At 74.1% G+C, this 18,441-nt stretch carries 18 protein-coding genes; 11 read left to right on the top strand and 7 right to left on the bottom strand.

Features of this window, described 5'->3' with window-relative positions:
- Position 1 precedes the first annotated feature (1 nt).
- Both PHY01_RS03155 and PHY01_RS03150 read right to left on the bottom strand, forming a co-directional pair.
- Positions 2-1,705: a PHA/PHB synthase family protein gene (locus PHY01_RS03155; RefSeq protein WP_141276849.1), complete on the bottom strand. Its 1,704-nt coding sequence runs from the start codon at positions 1,703-1,705 to the stop codon at positions 2-4.
- Positions 1,702-2,727: a YihY/virulence factor BrkB family protein gene (locus tag PHY01_RS03150; RefSeq protein WP_141276846.1), complete on the bottom strand. Its 1,026-nt coding sequence runs from the start codon at positions 2,725-2,727 to the stop codon at positions 1,702-1,704. The genes PHY01_RS03155 and PHY01_RS03150 overlap by 4 nt, the downstream gene beginning before the upstream one ends.
- Before the next feature lie 204 nt (positions 2,728-2,931).
- On the opposite strand from PHY01_RS03150, the gene PHY01_RS03145 reads away from it, so the two are divergent.
- Positions 2,932-4,596, top strand: a complete 1,665-nt coding sequence (locus PHY01_RS03145; RefSeq protein ID WP_141277103.1) for a DEAD/DEAH box helicase — start codon at positions 2,932-2,934, stop codon at positions 4,594-4,596.
- Positions 4,597-4,804: 208 nt separating this feature from the next.
- Here PHY01_RS03145 and PHY01_RS27350 read toward each other — a convergent pair whose 3' ends face one another.
- The gene (locus tag PHY01_RS27350; protein ID WP_141276843.1) at positions 4,805-4,990 is read right to left on the bottom strand and encodes a DUF7455 domain-containing protein; all 186 of its coding nucleotides are present in this window, start codon (positions 4,988-4,990) and stop codon (positions 4,805-4,807) included.
- Between the two features lie 279 nt (positions 4,991-5,269).
- Here PHY01_RS27350 and PHY01_RS03135 point away from each other — a divergent pair, with 279 nt between their 5' ends.
- A complete protein-coding gene (locus PHY01_RS03135; protein WP_246085665.1) occupies positions 5,270-6,142 on the top strand; it encodes an EamA family transporter in 873 nt (290 codons plus the stop codon).
- A gap of 96 nt (positions 6,143-6,238) precedes the next feature.
- On the opposite strand, the gene ppk2 is transcribed toward PHY01_RS03135, so the two are convergent.
- Entirely contained in the window at positions 6,239-7,183 is a 945-nt protein-coding gene (gene ppk2, locus PHY01_RS03130) for a polyphosphate kinase 2 (protein WP_141276841.1), read from the bottom strand.
- A 354-nt stretch (positions 7,184-7,537) separates the two neighbouring features.
- On the opposite strand from ppk2, the gene PHY01_RS03125 reads away from it, so the two are divergent.
- The 4 genes from PHY01_RS03125 (at position 7,538) to PHY01_RS03110 (ending at position 12,204) form a co-directional block, all read left to right on the top strand.
- Entirely contained in the window at positions 7,538-8,653 is a 1,116-nt protein-coding gene (locus PHY01_RS03125; RefSeq protein WP_141276838.1) for a sugar ABC transporter substrate-binding protein, read from the top strand.
- A gap of 71 nt (positions 8,654-8,724) precedes the next feature.
- On the top strand, positions 8,725-9,498 hold the full coding sequence (locus PHY01_RS03120; protein WP_141276836.1) for an ATP-binding cassette domain-containing protein: 774 nt from the start codon (positions 8,725-8,727) through the stop codon (positions 9,496-9,498).
- Complete coding sequence (locus tag PHY01_RS03115; RefSeq protein ID WP_141276834.1) at positions 9,498-10,952, top strand: sugar ABC transporter permease; 1,455 nt, start codon at positions 9,498-9,500, stop codon at positions 10,950-10,952. Before PHY01_RS03120 ends, PHY01_RS03115 begins: the two co-directional genes overlap by 1 nt.
- A 61-nt stretch (positions 10,953-11,013) precedes the next feature.
- Positions 11,014-12,204 (top strand): ROK family protein, encoded by a 1,191-nt coding sequence (locus PHY01_RS03110; protein ID WP_370467384.1) that lies wholly within the window; start codon positions 11,014-11,016, stop codon positions 12,202-12,204.
- Here the strand turns inward: PHY01_RS03110 and PHY01_RS03105 are convergent.
- The gene (locus PHY01_RS03105; RefSeq protein WP_141276831.1) at positions 12,201-12,512 is read right to left on the bottom strand and encodes a hypothetical protein; all 312 of its coding nucleotides are present in this window, start codon (positions 12,510-12,512) and stop codon (positions 12,201-12,203) included. The genes PHY01_RS03110 and PHY01_RS03105 overlap by 4 nt on opposite strands.
- 245 nt (positions 12,513-12,757) lie before the next feature.
- Between PHY01_RS03105 and PHY01_RS03100 the strand changes: the two genes are divergently transcribed.
- The 3 genes from PHY01_RS03100 to PHY01_RS03090 all read left to right on the top strand — a co-directional run bounded on the left by PHY01_RS03100 (position 12,758) and on the right by PHY01_RS03090 (position 15,367).
- Complete coding sequence (locus PHY01_RS03100; RefSeq protein ID WP_141276828.1) at positions 12,758-13,756, top strand: ABC transporter substrate-binding protein; 999 nt, start codon at positions 12,758-12,760, stop codon at positions 13,754-13,756.
- Positions 13,757-13,896: 140 nt separating this feature from the next.
- On the top strand, positions 13,897-14,631 hold the full coding sequence (locus PHY01_RS03095) for an ABC transporter permease (protein ID WP_246085664.1): 735 nt from the start codon (positions 13,897-13,899) through the stop codon (positions 14,629-14,631).
- Positions 14,624-15,367 (top strand): ABC transporter ATP-binding protein, encoded by a 744-nt coding sequence (locus tag PHY01_RS03090; protein WP_141276825.1) that lies wholly within the window; start codon positions 14,624-14,626, stop codon positions 15,365-15,367. Before PHY01_RS03095 ends, PHY01_RS03090 begins: the two co-directional genes overlap by 8 nt.
- Before the next feature lie 3 nt (positions 15,368-15,370).
- On the opposite strand, the gene PHY01_RS03085 is transcribed toward PHY01_RS03090, so the two are convergent.
- Positions 15,371-16,129 (bottom strand): tetratricopeptide repeat protein, encoded by a 759-nt coding sequence (locus tag PHY01_RS03085; RefSeq protein ID WP_141276822.1) that lies wholly within the window; start codon positions 16,127-16,129, stop codon positions 15,371-15,373.
- 157 nt (positions 16,130-16,286) lie between these two features.
- Between PHY01_RS03085 and PHY01_RS03080 the strand changes: the two genes are divergently transcribed.
- A complete protein-coding gene (locus PHY01_RS03080) occupies positions 16,287-16,553 on the top strand; it encodes a hypothetical protein (protein ID WP_141276819.1) in 267 nt (88 codons plus the stop codon).
- Here PHY01_RS03080 and PHY01_RS03075 read toward each other — a convergent pair.
- Positions 16,513-18,132, bottom strand: a complete 1,620-nt coding sequence (locus PHY01_RS03075; protein WP_141276816.1) for a CocE/NonD family hydrolase — start codon at positions 18,130-18,132, stop codon at positions 16,513-16,515. The genes PHY01_RS03080 and PHY01_RS03075 overlap by 41 nt on opposite strands.
- 135 nt (positions 18,133-18,267) lie before the next feature.
- On the opposite strand from PHY01_RS03075, the gene PHY01_RS26160 reads away from it, so the two are divergent.
- Positions 18,268-18,408 carry a hypothetical protein gene (locus PHY01_RS26160; RefSeq protein ID WP_170183612.1) on the top strand — a complete coding sequence of 47 codons (141 nt, stop codon included), beginning with the start codon at positions 18,268-18,270 and terminating at the stop codon, positions 18,406-18,408.
- Positions 18,409-18,441 lie beyond the last annotated feature (33 nt).

The raw sequence follows: 18,441 nt of genomic DNA, 5'->3' as shown, positions 1-18,441 counted from the left end.
TTCATCGCACCCGAACGTAGTCGCCGGGGGCGGGCACGATCGCGTGCAGCCCCCGGCCGCCCAGTTCGGCGGGCGCGTCGACCTCGTCCCCGCTGCGCGCCGCGAGCCACTCGACGTGGTCGGGCCACCAGGAACCCGTGACGGTCTCCGCCACCGCCAGCCAGGCGTCCGCGTTGATCGGCGTGGGGGTCCGGGACGCCGGCGGGGCCACCCGGAAGCTCGCCTTCGGGTTGCCCGGCGGGTTGACCATCGAGGCGATGTGCCCGCTGGTGGACAGCACGAACCGGCTCTCCCCGCCGAGGAGCTGCGTGGTGCGGAAGCAGGACTGCCAGGCGCAGAGATGGTCGGCGATCCCGGCGATGATGTACATGTCGCGGTCGACCTTCGACAGGTCCACCGGCGTGCCCAGCATGGTGGTGCCGCCGGGGTGGACCAGGGCGTTGGCCACCGCGATGTCGATGAAGTCGCGGTGCAGCCCGGCCGTCATGCGGGTGGTGTCGGCGTTCCAGAACAGGATGTCGAACGGCTTGGGCGCCTTGCCGCGCAGGTAGTTGTTGACCCAGTAGTTCCAGATCAGGTCGTTGGGCCGCAGCCAGGCGAACACCTCGGCCAGCGTGCGTCCGTCGAGGTAGCCCTTCTTCTGCGACGCCGCCACGGCCTGGCGGGCGGTCTCCGGGTCGAGCAGGGCGCCGGTGGTGCCGGCCTTGGCCTGGTCGAGCACGGTGACGGCGAAGCTCACCGAGGCGACCCGGTCCTGGGCGCCGGTGGCCGCGAGGTGGCCCAGCACCATCGAGGTGATCATCCCGCCGGAGCAGAACGCCATCAGCGCGGTGGCGTCCTGCCTGCTGATCCGCTCGCAGGCCGTCATGGCCTCCAGGATCGCCGCGCCGTAGGTGTCCAGGTCCCACGCGGCCTGCTCGGGGCCGGGGTTGCGCCAGGACATGAGGAACACCTGCTGGCCGTTGCGCACCAGGTTCTCGACGATGCTGCGGCCCGGTGCGAGGTCGGCGACGTAGAACTTGTTGATCGTCGGCGGGACGATCAGCAGCGGGATCTCGCGGACCGACCCGGTCTGCGGCAGGTACTGGATCAGCTCGAACACCGGCGTGCGCAGCACCACCGCCCCGGGGGTCGCGGCGACGTCCTCCCCGACGGTGAACGCGTCGGGCTCCACCATCGACGGCACCCGCGGGGCCGTCGACAGGTCGTCGACCAGCCGCTTCGCCCCGTCGACGAGGCTGGCGCCGCGCGTCTCGCGCGCCGCCTTCCACAGCGCGGGGTTGAGCAGGCTGTTGCTGGGCGCGAGCGCGTCGACGACGTTGCCGACGGCGAACTGGACGCGTTCGTGGTCGGCCCAGTCCAGGTCGGCGTCCTCGACGAGGTCGGTGGCGGTGCCCCCGGCCGCGATGTGGGCCTGGACGAGGCGACGCAGCAGCGGGTTCTCCGTCCACGCCGGGTCGGCGTAGCGCTTGTCCTTGGGGCTCGGCGCCACCTGCGAGGCGCCGACCCCGATCTTCGCCAGCTCCGCGGCGAGCCCCGCCCCGCGGCGGGTGACGGTGACCGGCCGCGCGGCCAGCGCCGCGGCCATCCGCAGCCCGGCCGCGGCCGGGAGCATCCGGCGCAGCGGGCCCAGCGCGCCGTCGGAGAGCAGCATGTCCAGACCGGTCGCGACGTCGGCGTCGGTGGGGTCCTGCTCGGCCGTCATCGGGGCTCCTTCGCGGCGTCGGTGGCGGGGGTCTGCGCAGCATGGGCGGGGGGACCGGTCGCGGGCAAGTCGGGCCGGGCCGCGGGCAGGTCCGGAGCGGTCGCCATCGCCCGCAGCCGGTCCATCCGGCGCGGGGCGGGCTCCGGCCGGGCGGGCCAGGCCTGCTCGACGGCGTTGTTGAGGTGGGCGCCGAGCACGATCGACAGGCCGAGCAGGAACCCGAAGAGCAGGAACGCGATCGGGGTGGCCAGCGCCCCGTAGGTGTAGCCGGTGCTCGTCAGGACCGCGATGTAGACGCGCAGGCCGGTGGCGCTGGCGATGAACACGACCATCGCGAGCAGCGCGCCCGGCAGCAGGCGCCGCCACGGCAGGGTGTGCGGCAGCGCGAGGCGGTAGACGGCGGTCAGCACGAGCACGGTGAGCAGCGCGGCGCCCGGGTAGTAGAACGCGCCGACCAGCGACGTCGCCGGACCCTGCCAGGCGACCGGGAGCACCTGGGGGAGCAGCTCGGGCCCCAGCACGATGACCGGCAGGCCGAACACGGCCACCACCAGCGCGAGCAGGTAGACCAGCAGCGAGAAGATCCGCTGCCAGACGGGGTGGCGCACCAGCTTCTGCCCGTGCGCCTCGGTGATCGAGTCCACCAGCGACGCGATGGCCGACGACCCGGCCCACAGCGCGATCACGAACCCGACCGACACCACGTCGGCCCGCCCGATCGTCAGGATGCTCGACGCGGTCGGCGCGATGATCTCGTCGACGACCTCGGGGGTGAAGACCTGCCGCGCGAAGGCGACGATGGCCTCCTCGACGACCTCCACGGTGTCGGGCCCGAACCACTCCCCGACGTAGCCGAGCGAGCCCAGCAGGGCCAGCAGCAGCGGCGGCAACGAGAGCGCCTGCCAGAAGGCGGCCTGTGCGGAGTGGGAGAAGATGTCCTGGTCCCAGGCGTTGCCCAGGGTGCGGCCGATCACCCGGCGCAGGCTCGGGGCGGGGTCGTTGCCGGTCGGCGCATCGGTCATGGTCGGCACAGGATGGACCACCGGTGCCCCGCCCGCCGGGCACGCCGGGTCTCGGCGCGTCGGGTGACACCGCCCCGTTACCCTGGTCCGCGTCTCGACCGCGACAGCGCAGCGCGGTCCCCCCAGTAGCCGTCGACGTCAGGGAGTCGTGTGTCCCAGGCCCACCGGACCGCGGCCGAGCCGATCGCGCCGTCGTCCCGCCCGATGCGCGCCTGGCAGCGCAAGGCGCTGAGCCGCTACCTCGCCGCCGGCCCGCAGGACTTCCTGGCGGTCGCCACCCCGGGCGCCGGGAAGACCGCCTTCGCGCTGCGGGTGGCCGCCGAGCTGCTCGCCGACAGGACGATCACCCACCTGACGGTCGTGGCACCCACCGAGCACCTGAAGTACCAGTGGAGCCAGGCCGCCGCGGCCGTCGGGATCGCGCTGGACCCGGAGTTCCGCAACTCCGCGGGCGGCACGTCGTCGGACTACACCGGCATCGCCGTCACCTATGCCGGCGTCGCGGCCCACCCGGCGCTGCACCGGTTGCGCACCGAGAACCGGCGCACGCTCGTCGTCCTCGACGAGATCCACCACGCGGGTGACGCCCGTTCGTGGGGCGACGCGGTCAAGGAGGCGTTCGAGCCGGCCGTGCGGCGCCTCGCGCTCACCGGGACCCCGTTCCGCAGCGACGACAACCCGATCCCGTTCGTCGACTACCTGCCCGACTCCGCCGGTGCCCTGCGCAGCCGCTCGGACCACTCCTACGGCTACGCCGAGGCCCTCGCCGACGGCGTCGTCCGGCCCGTGGTGTTCCTCGCCTACTCGGGGGTCTCCAGCTGGCGCACGAGCGCGGGCGAGGAGATGACGGCCCGCCTCGGCGAGCCGCTCACCGCCGAGCAGACGGCGCGGGCCTGGCGCACGGCCCTCGACCCGGGCGGCGAGTGGGTCACGGCCGTCCTCGCCGCGGCCGACAAGCGGCTGTCCGGGCACCGTGCGGGCGGCATGCCCGACGCGGGCGGGCTCGTCATCGCCTCCGACCAGACCACCGCCCGGGCCTACGCGGCGATCCTCACCGAGGTCACCGGCACGCCGCCGGTGCTGGTCCTGTCCGACGAGGCGGGCTCCTCGGAGCGGATCGCGCGGTTCAGCGCATCGACCGACCGGTGGATGGTCGCGGTCCGCATGGTCTCCGAGGGTGTCGACGTGCCGCGGCTCGCCGTGGGCGTCTACGCCACCAGCGCGTCGACGCCGCTGTTCTTCGCCCAGGCGATCGGCCGGTTCGTGCGCTCGCGGCGGCCGGGGGAGACGGCGTCGGTGTTCGTGCCCAGCGTGCCCGTCCTGCTCGGGCTGGCCAGCGAGCTGGAGGCGCAGCGCGACCACGTGCTGGGCGAGCCGCACCGTCCCAAGGAGGGCTGGGACGACGACGAGCTCGCCGCGGCCAACCGGCAGGCCGACGAGCCGGGGGAGGACGAGCCCTCGTTCACCGCGCTCGGTGCCAACGCCGAGCTCGACCAGCTCATCTACGAGGGCACCTCGTTCTCCGCCGACGAGGAGGACTACCTGGGCCTGCCCGGCCTGCTGGAGCCCGACCAGGTGCGCACGCTGCTGGGCAAGCGGCAGAGCGAGTGGCTCTCGCGCTCGGCCCGCACCGCCCCGGCCGTGACGCCCCCGCCCCCCGCCGAGCGGCCCGCCCAGTCGGTGCGGGAGCGGATCGCGGCACTGCGCAAGGAGCTCAACACCCTGGTCGCGCTGCACCACCACCGTACGAACACGCCACACGGGAAGATCCACAACGAGCTCCGCACGCGGTGCGGCGGCCCGCCCACGGCGATGGCCAACATGGAGCAGCTCGAGGAGCGCATCGCCACCCTCCGCTCCTGGCGCTGACCCCCGCCCCGCGAGTCCCCCTTTCCCCGCCCGCGAGTCCCCGTTCCCGCGCCCGCGAGTCCCGCGTCCTGCGCCCGTACGCCGGGGCCCGAGGCGCGCGCGTCGTCGACCGCCCACGGCGACGGGGCGGGGACCGTGTGGTCCCCGCCCCGTCGTGTCGATTGCGTGTGTGGTCTGTGTGGTCTGCCGGCGTCCGGGCCGGCTCCGCTCAGCTGCCGGCCTGGACGCTCGCGTCGAGTTCGCGGAGCTTGTCCGCGTGAGCCCGGCCGTGGTGCCCGCAGAACAACAGCTCTCCGCCGGACGGCAGTACGGCACGGACCTTCGCAGCCGCGCCGCAACGGTCGCAGCGGTCGGCAAGGGTCAACTCGGGCCGGGTCAGGGTTCCTGGCTGCATGGCGGTCTCCCTCCGTCTCGGCTCCGGAGGCCCGGAGCCGCGTTCCTGGACGACCGCTCGCGCGGTGTGTCCACTCTCCCAGACGTTGCACACCCCCGCACGTGTTCCCGAGGCGCGTCGCGACGACCGTCACGTTTGACCGTGAGTGACCGGCGAGATGGCGCTCCGGTGACGAATGCGGGACCTTCGTTGACTACGAGTGAATGATGCGTGCCGTGCTGTGACACCGCAAGGTGCCGTCGCCGAACAGTCCCCGCTCGCTTGTTACGTTCTGAAGTCATGACGACGGCCACCCGCGCGTGGATACCCGCGCCCGCGCTCTTCGTCGTCGGCGGGTTGTCGATGTACGTCGGTGCCGCGCTGGCGGTCGGCCTGTTCGACCGGCTGCCGCCCAGCGCGGTCGCGGTGCTGCGGCTGCTGGGTGCCGCGGCGGTACTGCTGGCCTGGCGCCGGCCGGGCCGGGCGGCGTGGCGCGGGCCGCGCCTGGCGCGGGCGGTCGCCTTCGGGATGGCGACCGGTCTGATGAACCTGGCGTTCTACGAGGCGATCGCCCGGCTGCCGCTGGGCACGGCCGTGGCGATCGAGTTCGTCGGCCCGGTGGCGGTCGCGGCGGCCGCGTCCCGCCGCCCCCGCGATCTCGCCGCCGTCGCGCTCGCGGCGCTCGGCGTGGCACTGATCGCGGATGTGCGCTGGTCAGGTAGCCCGGAGGGGGTCCTCTGGGCGCTCGCGGCGGCCGGGATGTGGGCCGCCTACATCCTGCTCGGCAAGCGCGTCGCCACCGCGGGCAACGGCCTGGACGACATGGCCGTCGGGTTCGCGGTGGCCGCGGTCGTCCTCTCGCCGCTGCTGCTCGTGGGCCCCCGGGCCGACGGTGCGCTGGCCGATCCGACGGTGCTGCTGCTGGCGGTCGGGGTGGGGGTGCTGTCCAGCCTGGTGCCCTACGTCCTGGACCAGCTGGTGCTCCGCCGCGTGGGCCAGGCCCGCTTCGCCGTCCTCCTGGCGCTGCTGCCGGCGACCGCCACCGTGGTCGGCCTCGTCGCGCTCGCGCAGGTGCCGGGCCTGCTCGAAGGGCTGGGTATCGCGGCGGTCGTCGCCGCGGTGGCGCTGCGGTCCCGCGACGGCGACGTTGCGGCGAATGCGGACCCGCGGTAACCCGTTCACGGACTGTAGTCCACTCTGATGTGACTCACAGTGATGAAGTTCGACCCGTTGGGAGGACCGGCGTTTCCCAGCATGCGGGAGGGCGCGTCAGGTCGCCGGGGGTCGGCGGGGCCGGCCGGACAGCGCCGGGAAGTGGCCGGGCCGCTCGCCGGACTCGAACACCTCGGCTGCCGGGCCGACGATCAGCGGGTCCGGATCGGTGGCGATGTCGAGGTCCTTGCCCGGGTAGTCGAACAGGCGCAGAACGTGCCGCATCGCCTCCAGCCTGGCGCGCTTCTTGTCGTTGCTCTTGATGACCGTCCACGGCGCGTCGGCGGTGTCGGTGTCGGTGTAGAAGAACATCGCCTCCTTCGCCTCGGTGTACTCGTCCCACTTGTCGAGCGAGGCGAGGTCCATCGGGCTGAGCTTCCACTGTCGGACGGGGTCGACCTGGCGGATGGTGAAGCGCGTCCGCTGCTCGTCCCGCGACACCGAGAACCACAGCTTGACCAGGTGGATCCCGCTGCGGACGAACATCCGCTCCAGCTCGGGGGCCTCCCGGAGGAACTCCATGTAGTCGCGCGGCTCGGCGAACCCCATGACGCGCTCGACGCCCGCGCGGTTGTACCAGCTGCGGTCGAGCAGCACGATCTCCCCGGCCGCGGGCAGGTGGGCGACATAGCGCTGGAAGTACCACTGCGTCGACTCGCGCTCGGTGGGCTTCTCCAGTGCCACGACCCGGGCGCCGCGCGGGTTGAGGTGCTCCATGAAGCGCTTGATGGTGCCGCCCTTGCCCGCTGCGTCGCGCCCCTCGAAGAGGATGACGACCCGCTGCCCGGTCTCCTTCACCCAGTTCTGCAGCTTCAGCAGCTCGATCGGCAGCAGCCGCTTGTTCCGCTCGTAGGCCTCGCGGGACAGTCGCTCGTCGTAGGGATAGCCCTCGCGCCAGGTGTCGACGTGTGCGCCGTCGGGTCCGAGCAGGACCGGGTCGTCGTCGTCGGTGTCGTCGACGCTCAGCGCCGAGTGGTCCGCGAGCAGGGCGGGGAGGTTCACGTGCGCACTCTGGCCGGTGTCGGTTGCCGCGAGGTGAACGGCGGTGGGACGCGAGCGGGCGGCCCGTGTCGGGGCCGCGGACGGGGCCGGGCTGCCGCGGCCAGCGAACGGAGGACGGGGGACTCGCGGACGGAGAACGGGGGACTCGCGGGTGGGGTGGGGCGGGCGGTGCGGCGAACGGGCCAATCGACGCCGCCGGACGGTGGGAGTCGCAACAAATCGGACCTGGCGTCACCGAAACGTGACCGAACCGGGATGACTTGAACGATGCAGTGTGCTTGGCACCACTCCGATGAGAGGCATACGTTGCCGGTCACAACATTTACCTCCCCCCGACGATGTGGAAGGACCAGCATGCGCACCAGGAGAACCGCCCAGCTCGCACTCGGGCTGGGAGTCGCCCTCACTCTGGCCGCCTGCGGTCAGAACGCCGCCGCCCCGTCCGCGGCGCCCGGAGCCGAGGTCGCGGCCGATGCGCCGCGCGTCGGCGTGATCCTCCCGGAGACCGAGAGCTCGGCCCGCTGGGAGGGCTTCGACCGCCCGCTGCTCGAGCAGGCGATGGCCGAGGCCGGTCTCGACGCCGACATCCAGAACGCCCAGGGTGACGAGCAGACCTTCACCACGCTGGCCGACGGCTTCATCGCCAGCGGCGTCGACGTGCTCGTGATCGCCGCGATCACCAGCGAGTCCGGTGCCGCGGTGGCCGCGAAGGCCAAGGCCCAGGGCATCCCGACGATCGACTACGACCGCCTGAGCCTCGGGGGCTCCAGCGACTACTACGTCTCCTTCGACAACGAGGGGGTCGGCGCGCTGCAGGGCCAGGGCCTGGCCGACGCGCTGTCGGGCCAGCAGGGCGCACAGGTCATCGAGATCCGCGGCGCGCCGACGGACAACAACGCGACGCTGTTCTACAACGGCGCGCTGTCGGTGCTCCAGCCGCTCTACGACTCCGGCGCCCTCACCCAGACCGCCAGCCAGGCCATCGAGGACTGGGACAACCAGATCGGCGGCACCACCTTCGAGCAGCTGCTCACCGGCAACGGCGGCCAGGTCGGCGGCGTCCTCGCGGCCAACGACGGCCTCGCCGGCGCGATCATCACCGTGCTCCAGAAGTACGGCCTCAACGGCACGGTCCCGGTCACCGGCCAGGACGCCACCCCCGACGGCCTGCAGGCCATCCTGCGCGGTGACCAGTACATGACGGTCTACAAGCCGATCCAGGAGGAGGCGCAGGCCACCGCGGAGCTCGCCGCCGCACTGGCCGCCGACGACACCGCCGCCGCCGACGCCATCGCGACCGGCTCCGTCGACGACCCGGAGGGCAACCGCCAGGTCAAGTCGGTCCTGCTGACCCCGCAGCTGATCACCCGTGACAACGTGAAGACCGTCATCGACGACGGTGCGGTCCCGGCGTCCGAGGTCTGCGTCGCCGACGTGGCCGCGGCCTGCGCCGAGCTCGGCATCAGCTGACCCACGACCCCTCGTGCGCGGGAACCGTGGCCCCGGCCACGGTTCCCGCGCACGGGCACCGGAGGTGCCGAGTGAGTGAACCGATCCTGCAGCTACGCGGGGTGAACAAGAGCTTCGGCGCGGTGCAGGTGCTGCACGACGTCGACTTCACGGTGCGGGCCGGAGAGGTCACCGCGCTCGTCGGCGACAACGGCGCCGGCAAGTCCACGCTGGTCAAGTGCGTGGCCGGGATCCACCCGACCGACAGCGGCGAGGTGATCTTCGACGGGGCGCCGGTCAGCGTCACGGCCCCGGCCGACGCCGCCAAGCTCGGCATCGAGGTCGTCTACCAGGACCTCGCGCTGGCCGACAACCTCGACATCGTCCAGAACATGTTCCTGGGCCGCGAGCGCGGCAAGCCGTGGCTGCTCGACGAGGCCGACATGGAGCAGGCGGCCCGCGACACCCTCGCGTCCCTGTCGGTCCGCACCGTGACCTCGGTGCGGATGCCCGTGGCGGCGCTGTCCGGCGGGCAGCGGCAGACCGTCGCGATCGCCAAGGCCGTGCTCTGGGACTCCAAGGTCGTGCTCCTCGACGAGCCGACCGCCGCACTCGGCGTCGCCCAGACCCGCCAGGTGCTCGACCTGGTCCGCCGCCTCGCCGAGCAGGGCCTCGGCGTGGTGCTGATCAGCCACAACATGGCCGACGTGTTCGAGGTCTCCGACCGGATCGCCTGCCTCTACCTCGGACGGATGGTGGCCCAGGTGCCGACGAAGGACGTGACCCACGGCCAGGTCGTGGAGCTCATCACCGCGGGCCGCTCCGGCGACCTGGGCCTGCAGCGCCCCGAGGCGGTGACCGTCTGATGAGCGCCCCGGAGAAGCCCGACCTGGAGAAGAAGTCCGCGGCGCAGCGGGCCGCCCCGGCGGCGAGCCGGGCGGCCGACTTCGGCATCGACACCACCGCGCGCACGACCGGCCAGGCCGTCGCGGCCTACCTGCGCGGCCTGCGCACCGGGGAGCTGGGCGCGCTGCCCGCACTGCTCGGCCTGCTGGCCCTGCTGATCCTGTTCAGCACGCTGGACTCGACCGGCACCTTCCCCAGCCTGCTCAACATCGCCAACCTGCTCCAGCAGGGCGCCGGCCGCACGATCATCGCGATGGGCCTGGTGTTCGTGCTGCTCACCGGCGAGATCGACCTGGCGGCGGGCACGGCGTCGGGGCTGGCGGCGGCGGTGATGGCGCTGCACCTGGTCAGCGGCGGCAACCTGCTCGGCGGCATGGGCACCACGGTGTTCGTGCTGTTCCTGCTGGTCATCGTGCTGGCGATCGTGCTGGCGCTGCTGCTGCGGATCTGGGCCGGGGCCGCGCTCAGCGCGCTCGCACTCGGGCTCATGGTCATCGGCTTCCCGCCGAACCCGTGGCTGCAGATGCTGCTCGCGGTCTGCGTCGGCGTCGTCATCGGCTGCATCACCGGCTTCCTGGTGGCCAAGGTCGGGATGCCGTCGTTCGTGGTGACGCTGGCGCTGTTCATCTCCTGGCAGGGCATCATCCTGGCGCTGATCGGGGACGGCGGCACGCTCGGCCTGCGCGACCCGGTGCTCAACGCCGTCGCCAACGGCAACCTGTCGACGCTGGGCAGCTGGGTGCTGTTCGTCGTCGCCGCGGGCGGCTACGCGGCGGTGCTGCTCAACCGGCAGGTCTCGCGCCGCAGGCTGGGCCTGGTCGCCCAGCCGACCGGGCTGGTGCTGATCAAGGTCGGCGCCGTGGTCGTGCTCGGCGCGGTGGCCACCTTCCTGCTCACGCTCGACCGCTCGCCGGGGGACCTGCCGATCACCGGCGTTCCGTTCGTCGTGCCGATCGTGCTGACGCTGCTGGTCGCCGGCACGTTCGTGCTCGACCGCACCCGCTTCGGCCGCCACGTCTACGCCGTCGGGGGCAACCGGGAGGCCGCGCGCCGCGCCGGTATCGACGTCGTGCGGATCCGGGCGTCGGTGTTCGTCATCGCCTCGGTGTTCGCGGCGATCGGCGCGATCGTGTACTCGTCGAAGGTCGGGTCGGTCAGCCCGGGCGCGGGCGGCGGCAACACCCTGCTGTTCGCCGTCGGCGCGGCCGTCATCGGCGGCACCTCGCTGTTCGGGGGGCGCGGGCGCATCAGCAACGCCGTGATCGGCGGGGCGGTGCTCGCGACCGTCGAGAACGGGCTGGGCCTGCTGCGCCAGCCGGCGGCCGTGGTGTTCGTCGTGACGGGGCTGGTGCTGCTGCTGGCGGCGTCGGTCGACGTGCTCTCCCGGCGCCGGTCGGCGGTCGCCGGCAGGTGAGCCGACGTGCGTGTGCTTTCCTTCGGGGGAGCGACGTCCCGATCCCGCCCGCGGAGGCACCGTGAACCGCGCATGGGTGGGGGACCCCGGCAGCGCCTCGTCGGGCGCCCGTCCCGACGAGGCGCGCCGGCACAACCGGTCCGCGCTGCTGCGCCGCCTGCACGTCGACGGGCCGTGCACCCGGGCCACGCTGGCCGCGGAGCTGGGGCTCAACCGCAGCACGATCAAGGCCGTCGTCGACGGGCTCGCGGAGTCCGGCGTCGTCAGCGAGGCCGTCCCGGCCCGCCGGACCGGCGCGGGGCGGCCGTCGCTGATGGTGCTGCCGCAGGCGGAGTCGGCCGTCGTGCTCGCCGTCGACGTGCGGGTGGAGCAGGTCGCGATGTCGATGGTCGGGCTGGGCGGGCAGGTGATCGGGCGGCACAGCTGGAACCTGCGCCGCGCCACCCGTACACCCGGTGAGGTGATCACCCACGTCGCCGAGTCGGCCCAGCTGCTGGCCGAGGAGCTGGCGGTCACGCCCGCCGGGGCAGGCATCTCCGTACCCGGCGTCGTGCGCCGCGACGACGGGTGGGTGCACGAGGCGCCCAACCTGGAGTGGCGCGACATCGCGCTCGGCGCCCGGCTCGCCGCGGTGCTGCGGCTGCCCGTGCAGGTGGCCAACGACGCCGAGATGGGGGCGCTGGCCGAGCACGTGCGCGGCGCCGCCCGCGACGTCGCCGACCTGGTGTACATCTCCGCGGACAAGGGGGTCGGGGGCGGCGTCATCTCCGGGGGACGCCCGCTGCGCGGCACCCGCGGCTACGTCGGCGAGCTCGGGCACCTGGTGGTGCGCCCGGGCGGCCGGTCCTGCTACTGCGGGTCGCGCGGGTGCTGGGAGACCGAGGTCGGGGAGCGTGCGCTGTGCCGGGCGCTCGGCATGCCCGAGGACACCCCGCGCGGTGTGGTCGTGGCCGAGCTGCGGTCGCTGGAGACCGCCCCGGTGCCCGGGCCGCTCGACGAGTTCGCCGAGTGGCTCGCGACCGGGCTCGTCACCGTCGTCAACATGATGGCGCCGGACCTGGTGGTGCTCGGCGACCTGTTCACCGCGCTGCCGCCCGGCGTCGTCGACCACGTCCGCGGGCTGGTGCACGAGCGCAGCCTGGTCAGCCGGGCCGTCGGCGGGACGCGGATCGAGACCAGCCCGCTGGGTCGCGACGCGACGCTCGTCGGGGCCGCGGAGCTGGCCTTCGAACCGGTGCTCGGGGCGTTCTAGCCGCGCTGCACGTTCAGCCCGACGTCGCCGCCGGAGATCGAGTCGACGCGCACCAGCAGCCCGCCCACCCGGGCGCTCTCGCCGACGCCGAGGTCGGCGGCCTCGCCGCGGGCGGACACGGTGACCGCGTCGGTGGTGATGCCCGAGACGCGGAGGTCGCGCTCCAGGCTGCCGATCTCGACCTCGACGGTCTGCTCCCCGCTCAGCGAGATGGTGCACACCTCGTCGACGCAGGTGCTGGTGCGGGTGGTGCAGGCCGAGGCGGTCAGCACGGCGAGGAGGACGAGGGCGGGGACGTGGGCACGCACGGGGGGCTCCGGGGGTCGGTGTCGGTGTCGGTGAGGTCAGTGTCGGGCGCGGAGCGGGCCGCCGGACGGGTGGTGGCACCACTCCTGGTGCGGGGGCCAGCGTCCGCGGGGGGCGCGGGAGGGGTCCCGGTCGCGTACAGTCGACCCGACCCGCGGGAGCCCACGATCCGAGGCTGAGAGGGCGGCAGGCCGGCCGTCGACCGTTCGAACCTGACCCGGTTAGCACCGGCGTAGGGAGGACCGTCATGGCCCGTCTTCTCGCTGTCCTGCTCACGACGTTCGCGCTCGTCCTCGCCGGGTGCTCCGGCGGATCGGGGGACCGGACGATCCGGGTCGCCCTGGACTGGACGCCCAACACCAATCACACGGGCCTCTACGTCGCCCAGGTGGAGGGCTGGTTCGCCGAGGCGGGCCTGGACGTGGAGTTCCTGCCCTACAACTCGACCTCGCCCGACACGCTGGTGTCCTCGGGAGCCGCCGAGTTCGGCATCTCCTTCCAGGACTCCTTCACCTTCTCCAAGGCCGCGGGCGCCGACATCACCTCGGTGATGGCGGTGCTGCAGCACTGGGGCACCGAGATCGCGGTGCGCGCCGACCGGGCCGACATCGTCAGCCCCGCCGATCTCGACGGCGCCGTCTACGGCGGGTTCGGCGGGCCGGGGGAGGTGCCGAAGATGCAGGCGGTCATCCGCGGTGCGGGCGGTGCGGGCGACTTCGAGACCGTCGTGCTCGGCACCTCGGCCTACGAGGCTCTCTACTCCGGCGACGTCGACTTCACCGAGCCGTTCGTCGCGTGGGAGGGGATCGAGGCCGAGCTGCGCGGGGAGGCGCTGAAGACCTTCGCCTACACCGACTTCGGGTTCCCCGACGCCTACAGCGTCGTGCTGATCGGCAACTCGCCGTGGCTGACCGCCAACCCCGACGACGCGCGCGCGTTCGTCCAGGCCGCCCAGCGCGGGTACCGGCTCGCCGCCGACGACCCCGCCCGCGGCGCGCAGCTGCTGATGGAGGCCAACCCGGGCTTCTTCACCGAGCCCGAGCTGGTGACCCGCAGCCAGGACCTGCTGGCGGCGGAGTACCTGCGCGACGAGGCCGGTGACGTGGGCCCGCAGACGCTGGAGCGCTGGAGCGGCTACTCCGGGTTCGTCGCGGACTCCGGGGTGCTGACCGGGCCGGACGGCGCCCCGCTGACCGGGCGCCCGGACTTCGCGACCTGGTTCACCAACGACTACCTGGCGCCGTGACCGCACGGCCGGTCGCGGTGACGGCGCGACCCGGGGACGTGCCCGCGACCGCTGGAGGGGGACTCGCGGGCGGGATCCGGGGGACTCGCGGGCGGGGAACGGGGGACTCGCGGGCGGGGAAACGGGGACTCGCGGGGCGGGTGGGGCCGGCGCTGGCCGTCGTCGCCGGGCTGCTCGTGGTGTGGCAGGTCGGGGTCGAGGTGTCCGGGGTGGCGCCGCAGATCCTGCCGTCGCCGCTGCGGGTGCTGGAGCAGGGCTGGGCCTACCGCGAGCAGCTCTGGGCCAACACCGTCCCGACGCTGCAGGCCACCGCCGTCGGGTTCACGGTGTCGCTGGCGCTGGCCTGGGGGCTCGCGGTGGCCGTCGACTTCTCGCCGTGGCTGCGCCGCGCGCTGACCCCGCTGCTGGTGGCCTCGCAGACGCTGCCGATCATCGCGATCGCGCCGCTGCTGATCATCTGGTTCGGGTTCGGGCTGGCGCCGAAGGTCGTCGTCATCGCCCTGGTCACCTTCTTCCCGATGACGGTCGGGCTGATCGAGGGGTTCGACTCGACGCCGCGCCAGGCCACCCGCCTGCTGCGCAGCATGGGGGCCTCGCGCTGGGCGCAGTTCCGCTACGTGCGCCTGCCCGGGGCGATGCCGTCGTTCTTCACCTCGCTGCGCATCGGCATCACCTACGCCGTGACGGGGGCGATCTTCGCCGAGTACGTCGGCGCCACGGCCGGGCTCGGCATCTTCATGAGCGTGCAGAAGAACTCCTTCCGCACCGACCTGGTGCTCGCCGCCGTCGTCGTGACGGCGCTGCTGAGCGTCACCCTGTTCGCGCTGACGTTCCTGGTGCAGCGGCTGGTGGCCCCGTGGAGCCGGGATGGGTGAGCCGAAGCTGCGGGTGCAGGACGTGCACCTGGCCTTCCCCGGCCTGCCCGTGCTCGACGGCGTCAGCTTCGACGTGGCGCCCGGGGAGTTCGTGTCGCTGATCGGGCCCAGCGGGTGCGGCAAGTCGACGTTGTTCGACGTGGTCGCGGGCCTGCACCGGCCCGACGCCGGGCGCGTCGTCGTCGACGGGCGGGACGCGACCGGACGCGTCGACCCCTTCGCCTACATGCCCCAGCAGGACCTGTTGTTCCCCTGGCGCACGGTGCTCGACAACACCGCGCTCGGGCTGGAGGTCGCCGGCGTGCCGCGCCGCACGGCCCGCCGCCGGGCGGGGGAGCTGTTCGGGGCGTTCGGGCTGGCCGGTTTCGAGGGGGCCCGCCCCGCGGAGCTGTCCGGCGGGATGCGCCAGCGCGCGGCCCTGCTGCGCACCGTCGTCCAGGACCGGGCCGTGCTGCTGCTCGACGAGCCGTTCGGCGCGCTGGACTCGCTGACCCGCGCCGACCTGCAGACCTGGCTCGACGACGTCCGCGCCGGGTTCGGCTGGACCGTCCTGCTGATCACCCACGACATCCGCGAGGCCGTGCGCCTGTCCGACCGGGTGGTGGTGCTCGGGCCCCGCCCGACCCGGGTGCGGTGCGAGATCCCGGTGGACCTGCCGCGGCCCCGGCCGCAGGAGGCCACGGCGGCGGCCGGCGCGGTGGAGGCCGAGGTGCTGGCCGCGCTGCGGCCGGGCTGAGACCTACACGCCGAGGCGCTGGGGGCGGCGCACGTCGATCAGGTCGGCGGCCAGGGCGCGGGTGTCGGGGTGGTCCGGGCCGAGGAGCTCGGTGCAGTCGGTGAGGGCGCGCTCCAGCCCGGCGACGGCCTCCCCGGTGCGCCCCAGCTCGGCGAGGCAGCTCGCCAGGGCGGCGCGCACGGTGATCGTGTGGACGCTGCGCGGGCCCAGGGCGAACTCGGCGTCGCGCAGGGCCGAATCCAGGACGGTGACGGCGGCGGTGAGGTGGCCGCCCGCGGCCTGCGCCAGCGCCAGCCCGGTGCGTGCGGCCAGCGTGGCGACGTCGGCCGGCCCGAGGTCGCGGCGGCGCACGTCCGCGACCACCGCCGCCAGGTCGACGGCCTCGGCGTGCCGCCCGGCGAGCCGGTACCCGGTGGCCAGCGCGTCGCGCGCGTCGAGCGTGCGGGGGTCGTCCGGGCCGAGCAGGCGGGCCCGGACGTCGACGGCGGAGCGCAGCAGGTCGACGGCCTCGCGCGGCCGGTCGGCCCGGGCGGTGGCCACGGCGAGGTTGCCCTCCACGACGAGGGTGTCGGGGTGGTCGTCGCCGAGCAGGGCGCGGCAGCCCGCGACCGCAGAGGTGAGCAGGCGCACCGCCTCCTCGGCATCGCCGTCGGCGAGCCGTGCCGCCGCCTCGGCGTTGCGGGCGGCCAGCGCCTCCACGCGCTCGGCACGGGTGCCGTGCCGCGGTGCGGCGGGCTTGTCCCTGCGGTTCCACCAGGCCATCGCGCGTCCCCCGGGTCTCGACGGTTGCTGTCACGGAAAGTATCCGGCAGATCCGTTGATCGTCCAGTCGAGTGACCGTGATGTGAGACATTCGGTGCAGTTCTCACCGCCGGTGAGACGTGCCTCACCAGTAGGGCTGGATCGTTAGGATCACGGCGTGCGACTGACGCGCAGCGCCCGCAAGCACGGCCTCACCGCCGACGCCGTGCGCCGCGTGCTCGAGGCCCCGCTCCGCTCGGTCGACCAGTCCTCGCCGGAGGGCGGGGTGGTGCTGCACATCGGGCTCACCGCCGACCGCGATCTCGTCGAGGTCGTCGTGGCCCCCGGCGACCCGCCGGTGGTGCTGCACGCGATGCGTCTGCGCCCGGCGAACTACCACCACCTCACGGGCCGACGGCCGGGAGCGTCAGCCGGGCCCCCGTGACGGTGTGCACGCTCGGCGCCGTCCGCGACGACCCGGCGGCCGGCTCCCCGGTGCCCAGGTTGCGGGCGAAGCGAGGGTGCGACCCGCCCGCCACCAGCAGCCGCAGCCGGTGCCCCGCGGCGAACCGGTGCGCGCACGCGTCGAGGGTCAGGCGCACGGGACCCGGCCCGCGGTCGGGGTCCAGCCGCAGCAGGACGTCGGTGACGTTGCGGGAGCGGCCCCCGGCGTCGACGTCGCAGAGGCGGACGAACACGTCGGCGTGCGGGTTGTCGGTGGAGTGGTCGAGCTCCACGGTCGGCTCGCCGACGACCTCCAGGTCGGCGGCCAGCGGCTCCCCGGTGAACGCGACGACGTCGGGCCGGGCCTCCAGCGCCGCGTTGTCGCGCACCCCGGCGCCCGCGGCGAGGAGCCGGCCGCCGACGGTCGGCGTCGGGTCGGTCGGGTCGAAGCGGAACCGGGTGGCCGGTGCGGGGACCGCCACCCCGTCGGGGAGCAGCGCGCCGCCCGCGGCCGCGTGCCAGGTCCGGGCCGCGGTCGGCGGCGGCCACTCCGGCAGGTCGCGCCACTGCCCCGCCCCGGTGACGTGGATGCGCACCGGGGACGGCCGGGCCCCGACCCCGGCCAGGTGCTGGTCGACGAACTGCAGGGTCTCCCGCGCCACGTCCGCGGCCACGGCGACCTGCAGGTGCGTCCACGGGCCGACGGTGAGCGCCACCGGCGCGCCGCGCCCGCGCAGCACGGCGTACTGGTGCAGCGTCTGGTCCAGGAACAGGTCCTGCCAGCCGCCGACCAGCAGCACCGGCGCCGTGGTCCGTTCCAGCGCGGCGGTGACCCGGCGCGGCTCCCAGAACGGGTCGTTGCGGTCGGGGTGCGAGGCCCAGTCGCGGTACCAGGGCGCGCCGCCGTCCAGCAGCGCCTCCCCGGCGTCGACGAGCGGCAGGCCCGCATGGGCCCGGCGCAGCGCCGGGCGCCCGGTCAGGCTGCGGGCGGCGCGGCGCAGCGGACCGCCGACCTCCTGGACGGCCATCATCGCGCTCCAGCCCAGGAAGTCGTCGAGGGTGAACGCGCCGCGGCCGTGGGTCACCTCGGCGAAGTCGTGCGGCCCGACCACCACGACCGAGGCCTTCAGCTCCGGCGGCGGGTCGGTCATCAGCGCCCACTGCGTCCAGCCCAGGTAGGACAGCCCCGCGGTGGCGAGCCGGCCGTCGAACCAGTCCTGCCCCCGCAGCCAGGCGACGGTGTCGAGCCCGTCGTCGACCTCGTGGACCATCGGCTCGAACACCCCGCCGGAACCGAAGGTGCCGCGGCAGCTCTGCACGAGCACGTGGTAGCCGCGCGCGGCCAGCGTGCGGGCCGACACGACGTCGAGCGGGGAGCGTCTGCCGTAGGGCGTGCGCACCAGCACCGTGCCCAGCGGGTGCGCGGTGTCGGGGGCGAGGTGGGTGGCGAGCAGCACGACGCCGTCGCGGACCGGGACCCGCTCGGTGCGCACGGTGTAGCCGGTCCGGGCGCCGGGCAGGCCCAGCACGCGGGTGGCGAGGCGGTCGACGGTGCGGGCGACGGGGCCGGGGGCGCTCATGGGGGCGATCCTGCCCCGGATGCCGTGCCGCCGTCGGGCCCGCGGGTCCGTTACGGCCCGGAGGACGACGCCACCGGAAGGGATGACGCGCCCGCCCACGGCTAACCGATCGGCACCCGACGGCGATGAGCAGGCATGACCGTGATCACCACCACCGCCACCCGGGCCGCCGTCCCGGGCCCGCCGCTGACGGCCGCCCCGGCCGCCGACCGCGTCGTCGCCGTCCTGTTCGGGCTGACCGTCGCGTTGTTCCTGCTCGGCCTCGTCCTGCTCTGAGCCCCCGGGTCGCCCGCGGGGATAGCCTGCGCG

The sequence above is a fragment of the Pseudonocardia hydrocarbonoxydans genome (assembly GCF_006539565.1).
Taxonomy (GTDB): Bacteria; Actinomycetota; Actinomycetes; order Mycobacteriales; family Pseudonocardiaceae; genus Pseudonocardia; species Pseudonocardia hydrocarbonoxydans.
This window is presented reverse-complemented; position numbering and strand designations above follow the sequence as displayed.

What these genes read in the sequence shown, in the direction of transcription:
- PHY01_RS03155 (WP_141276849.1), bottom strand. Translation starts at nt 1,705, where the DNA reads ATGACGGCCGAGCAGGACCCCACCGACGCCGACGTCGCGACCGGTCTG.
- PHY01_RS03150 (WP_141276846.1), bottom strand. Translation starts at nt 2,727, where the DNA reads ATGACCGATGCGCCGACCGGCAACGACCCCGCCCCGAGCCTGCGCCGG.
- PHY01_RS03145 (WP_141277103.1), top strand. Translation starts at nt 2,932, where the DNA reads ATGCGCGCCTGGCAGCGCAAGGCGCTGAGCCGCTACCTCGCCGCCGGC.
- PHY01_RS27350 (WP_141276843.1), bottom strand. Translation starts at nt 4,990, where the DNA reads ATGCAGCCAGGAACCCTGACCCGGCCCGAGTTGACCCTTGCCGACCGC.
- PHY01_RS03135 (WP_246085665.1), top strand. Translation starts at nt 5,270, where the DNA reads ATGACGACGGCCACCCGCGCGTGGATACCCGCGCCCGCGCTCTTCGTC.
- PHY01_RS03125 (WP_141276838.1), top strand. Translation starts at nt 7,538, where the DNA reads ATGCGCACCAGGAGAACCGCCCAGCTCGCACTCGGGCTGGGAGTCGCC.
- PHY01_RS03115 (WP_141276834.1), top strand. Translation starts at nt 9,498, where the DNA reads ATGAGCGCCCCGGAGAAGCCCGACCTGGAGAAGAAGTCCGCGGCGCAG.
- PHY01_RS03100 (WP_141276828.1), top strand. Translation starts at nt 12,758, where the DNA reads ATGGCCCGTCTTCTCGCTGTCCTGCTCACGACGTTCGCGCTCGTCCTC.
- PHY01_RS03090 (WP_141276825.1), top strand. Translation starts at nt 14,624, where the DNA reads ATGGGTGAGCCGAAGCTGCGGGTGCAGGACGTGCACCTGGCCTTCCCC.
- PHY01_RS03085 (WP_141276822.1), bottom strand. Translation starts at nt 16,129, where the DNA reads ATGGCCTGGTGGAACCGCAGGGACAAGCCCGCCGCACCGCGGCACGGC.
- PHY01_RS03075 (WP_141276816.1), bottom strand. Translation starts at nt 18,132, where the DNA reads ATGAGCGCCCCCGGCCCCGTCGCCCGCACCGTCGACCGCCTCGCCACC.
- PHY01_RS26160 (WP_170183612.1), top strand. Translation starts at nt 18,268, where the DNA reads ATGACCGTGATCACCACCACCGCCACCCGGGCCGCCGTCCCGGGCCCG.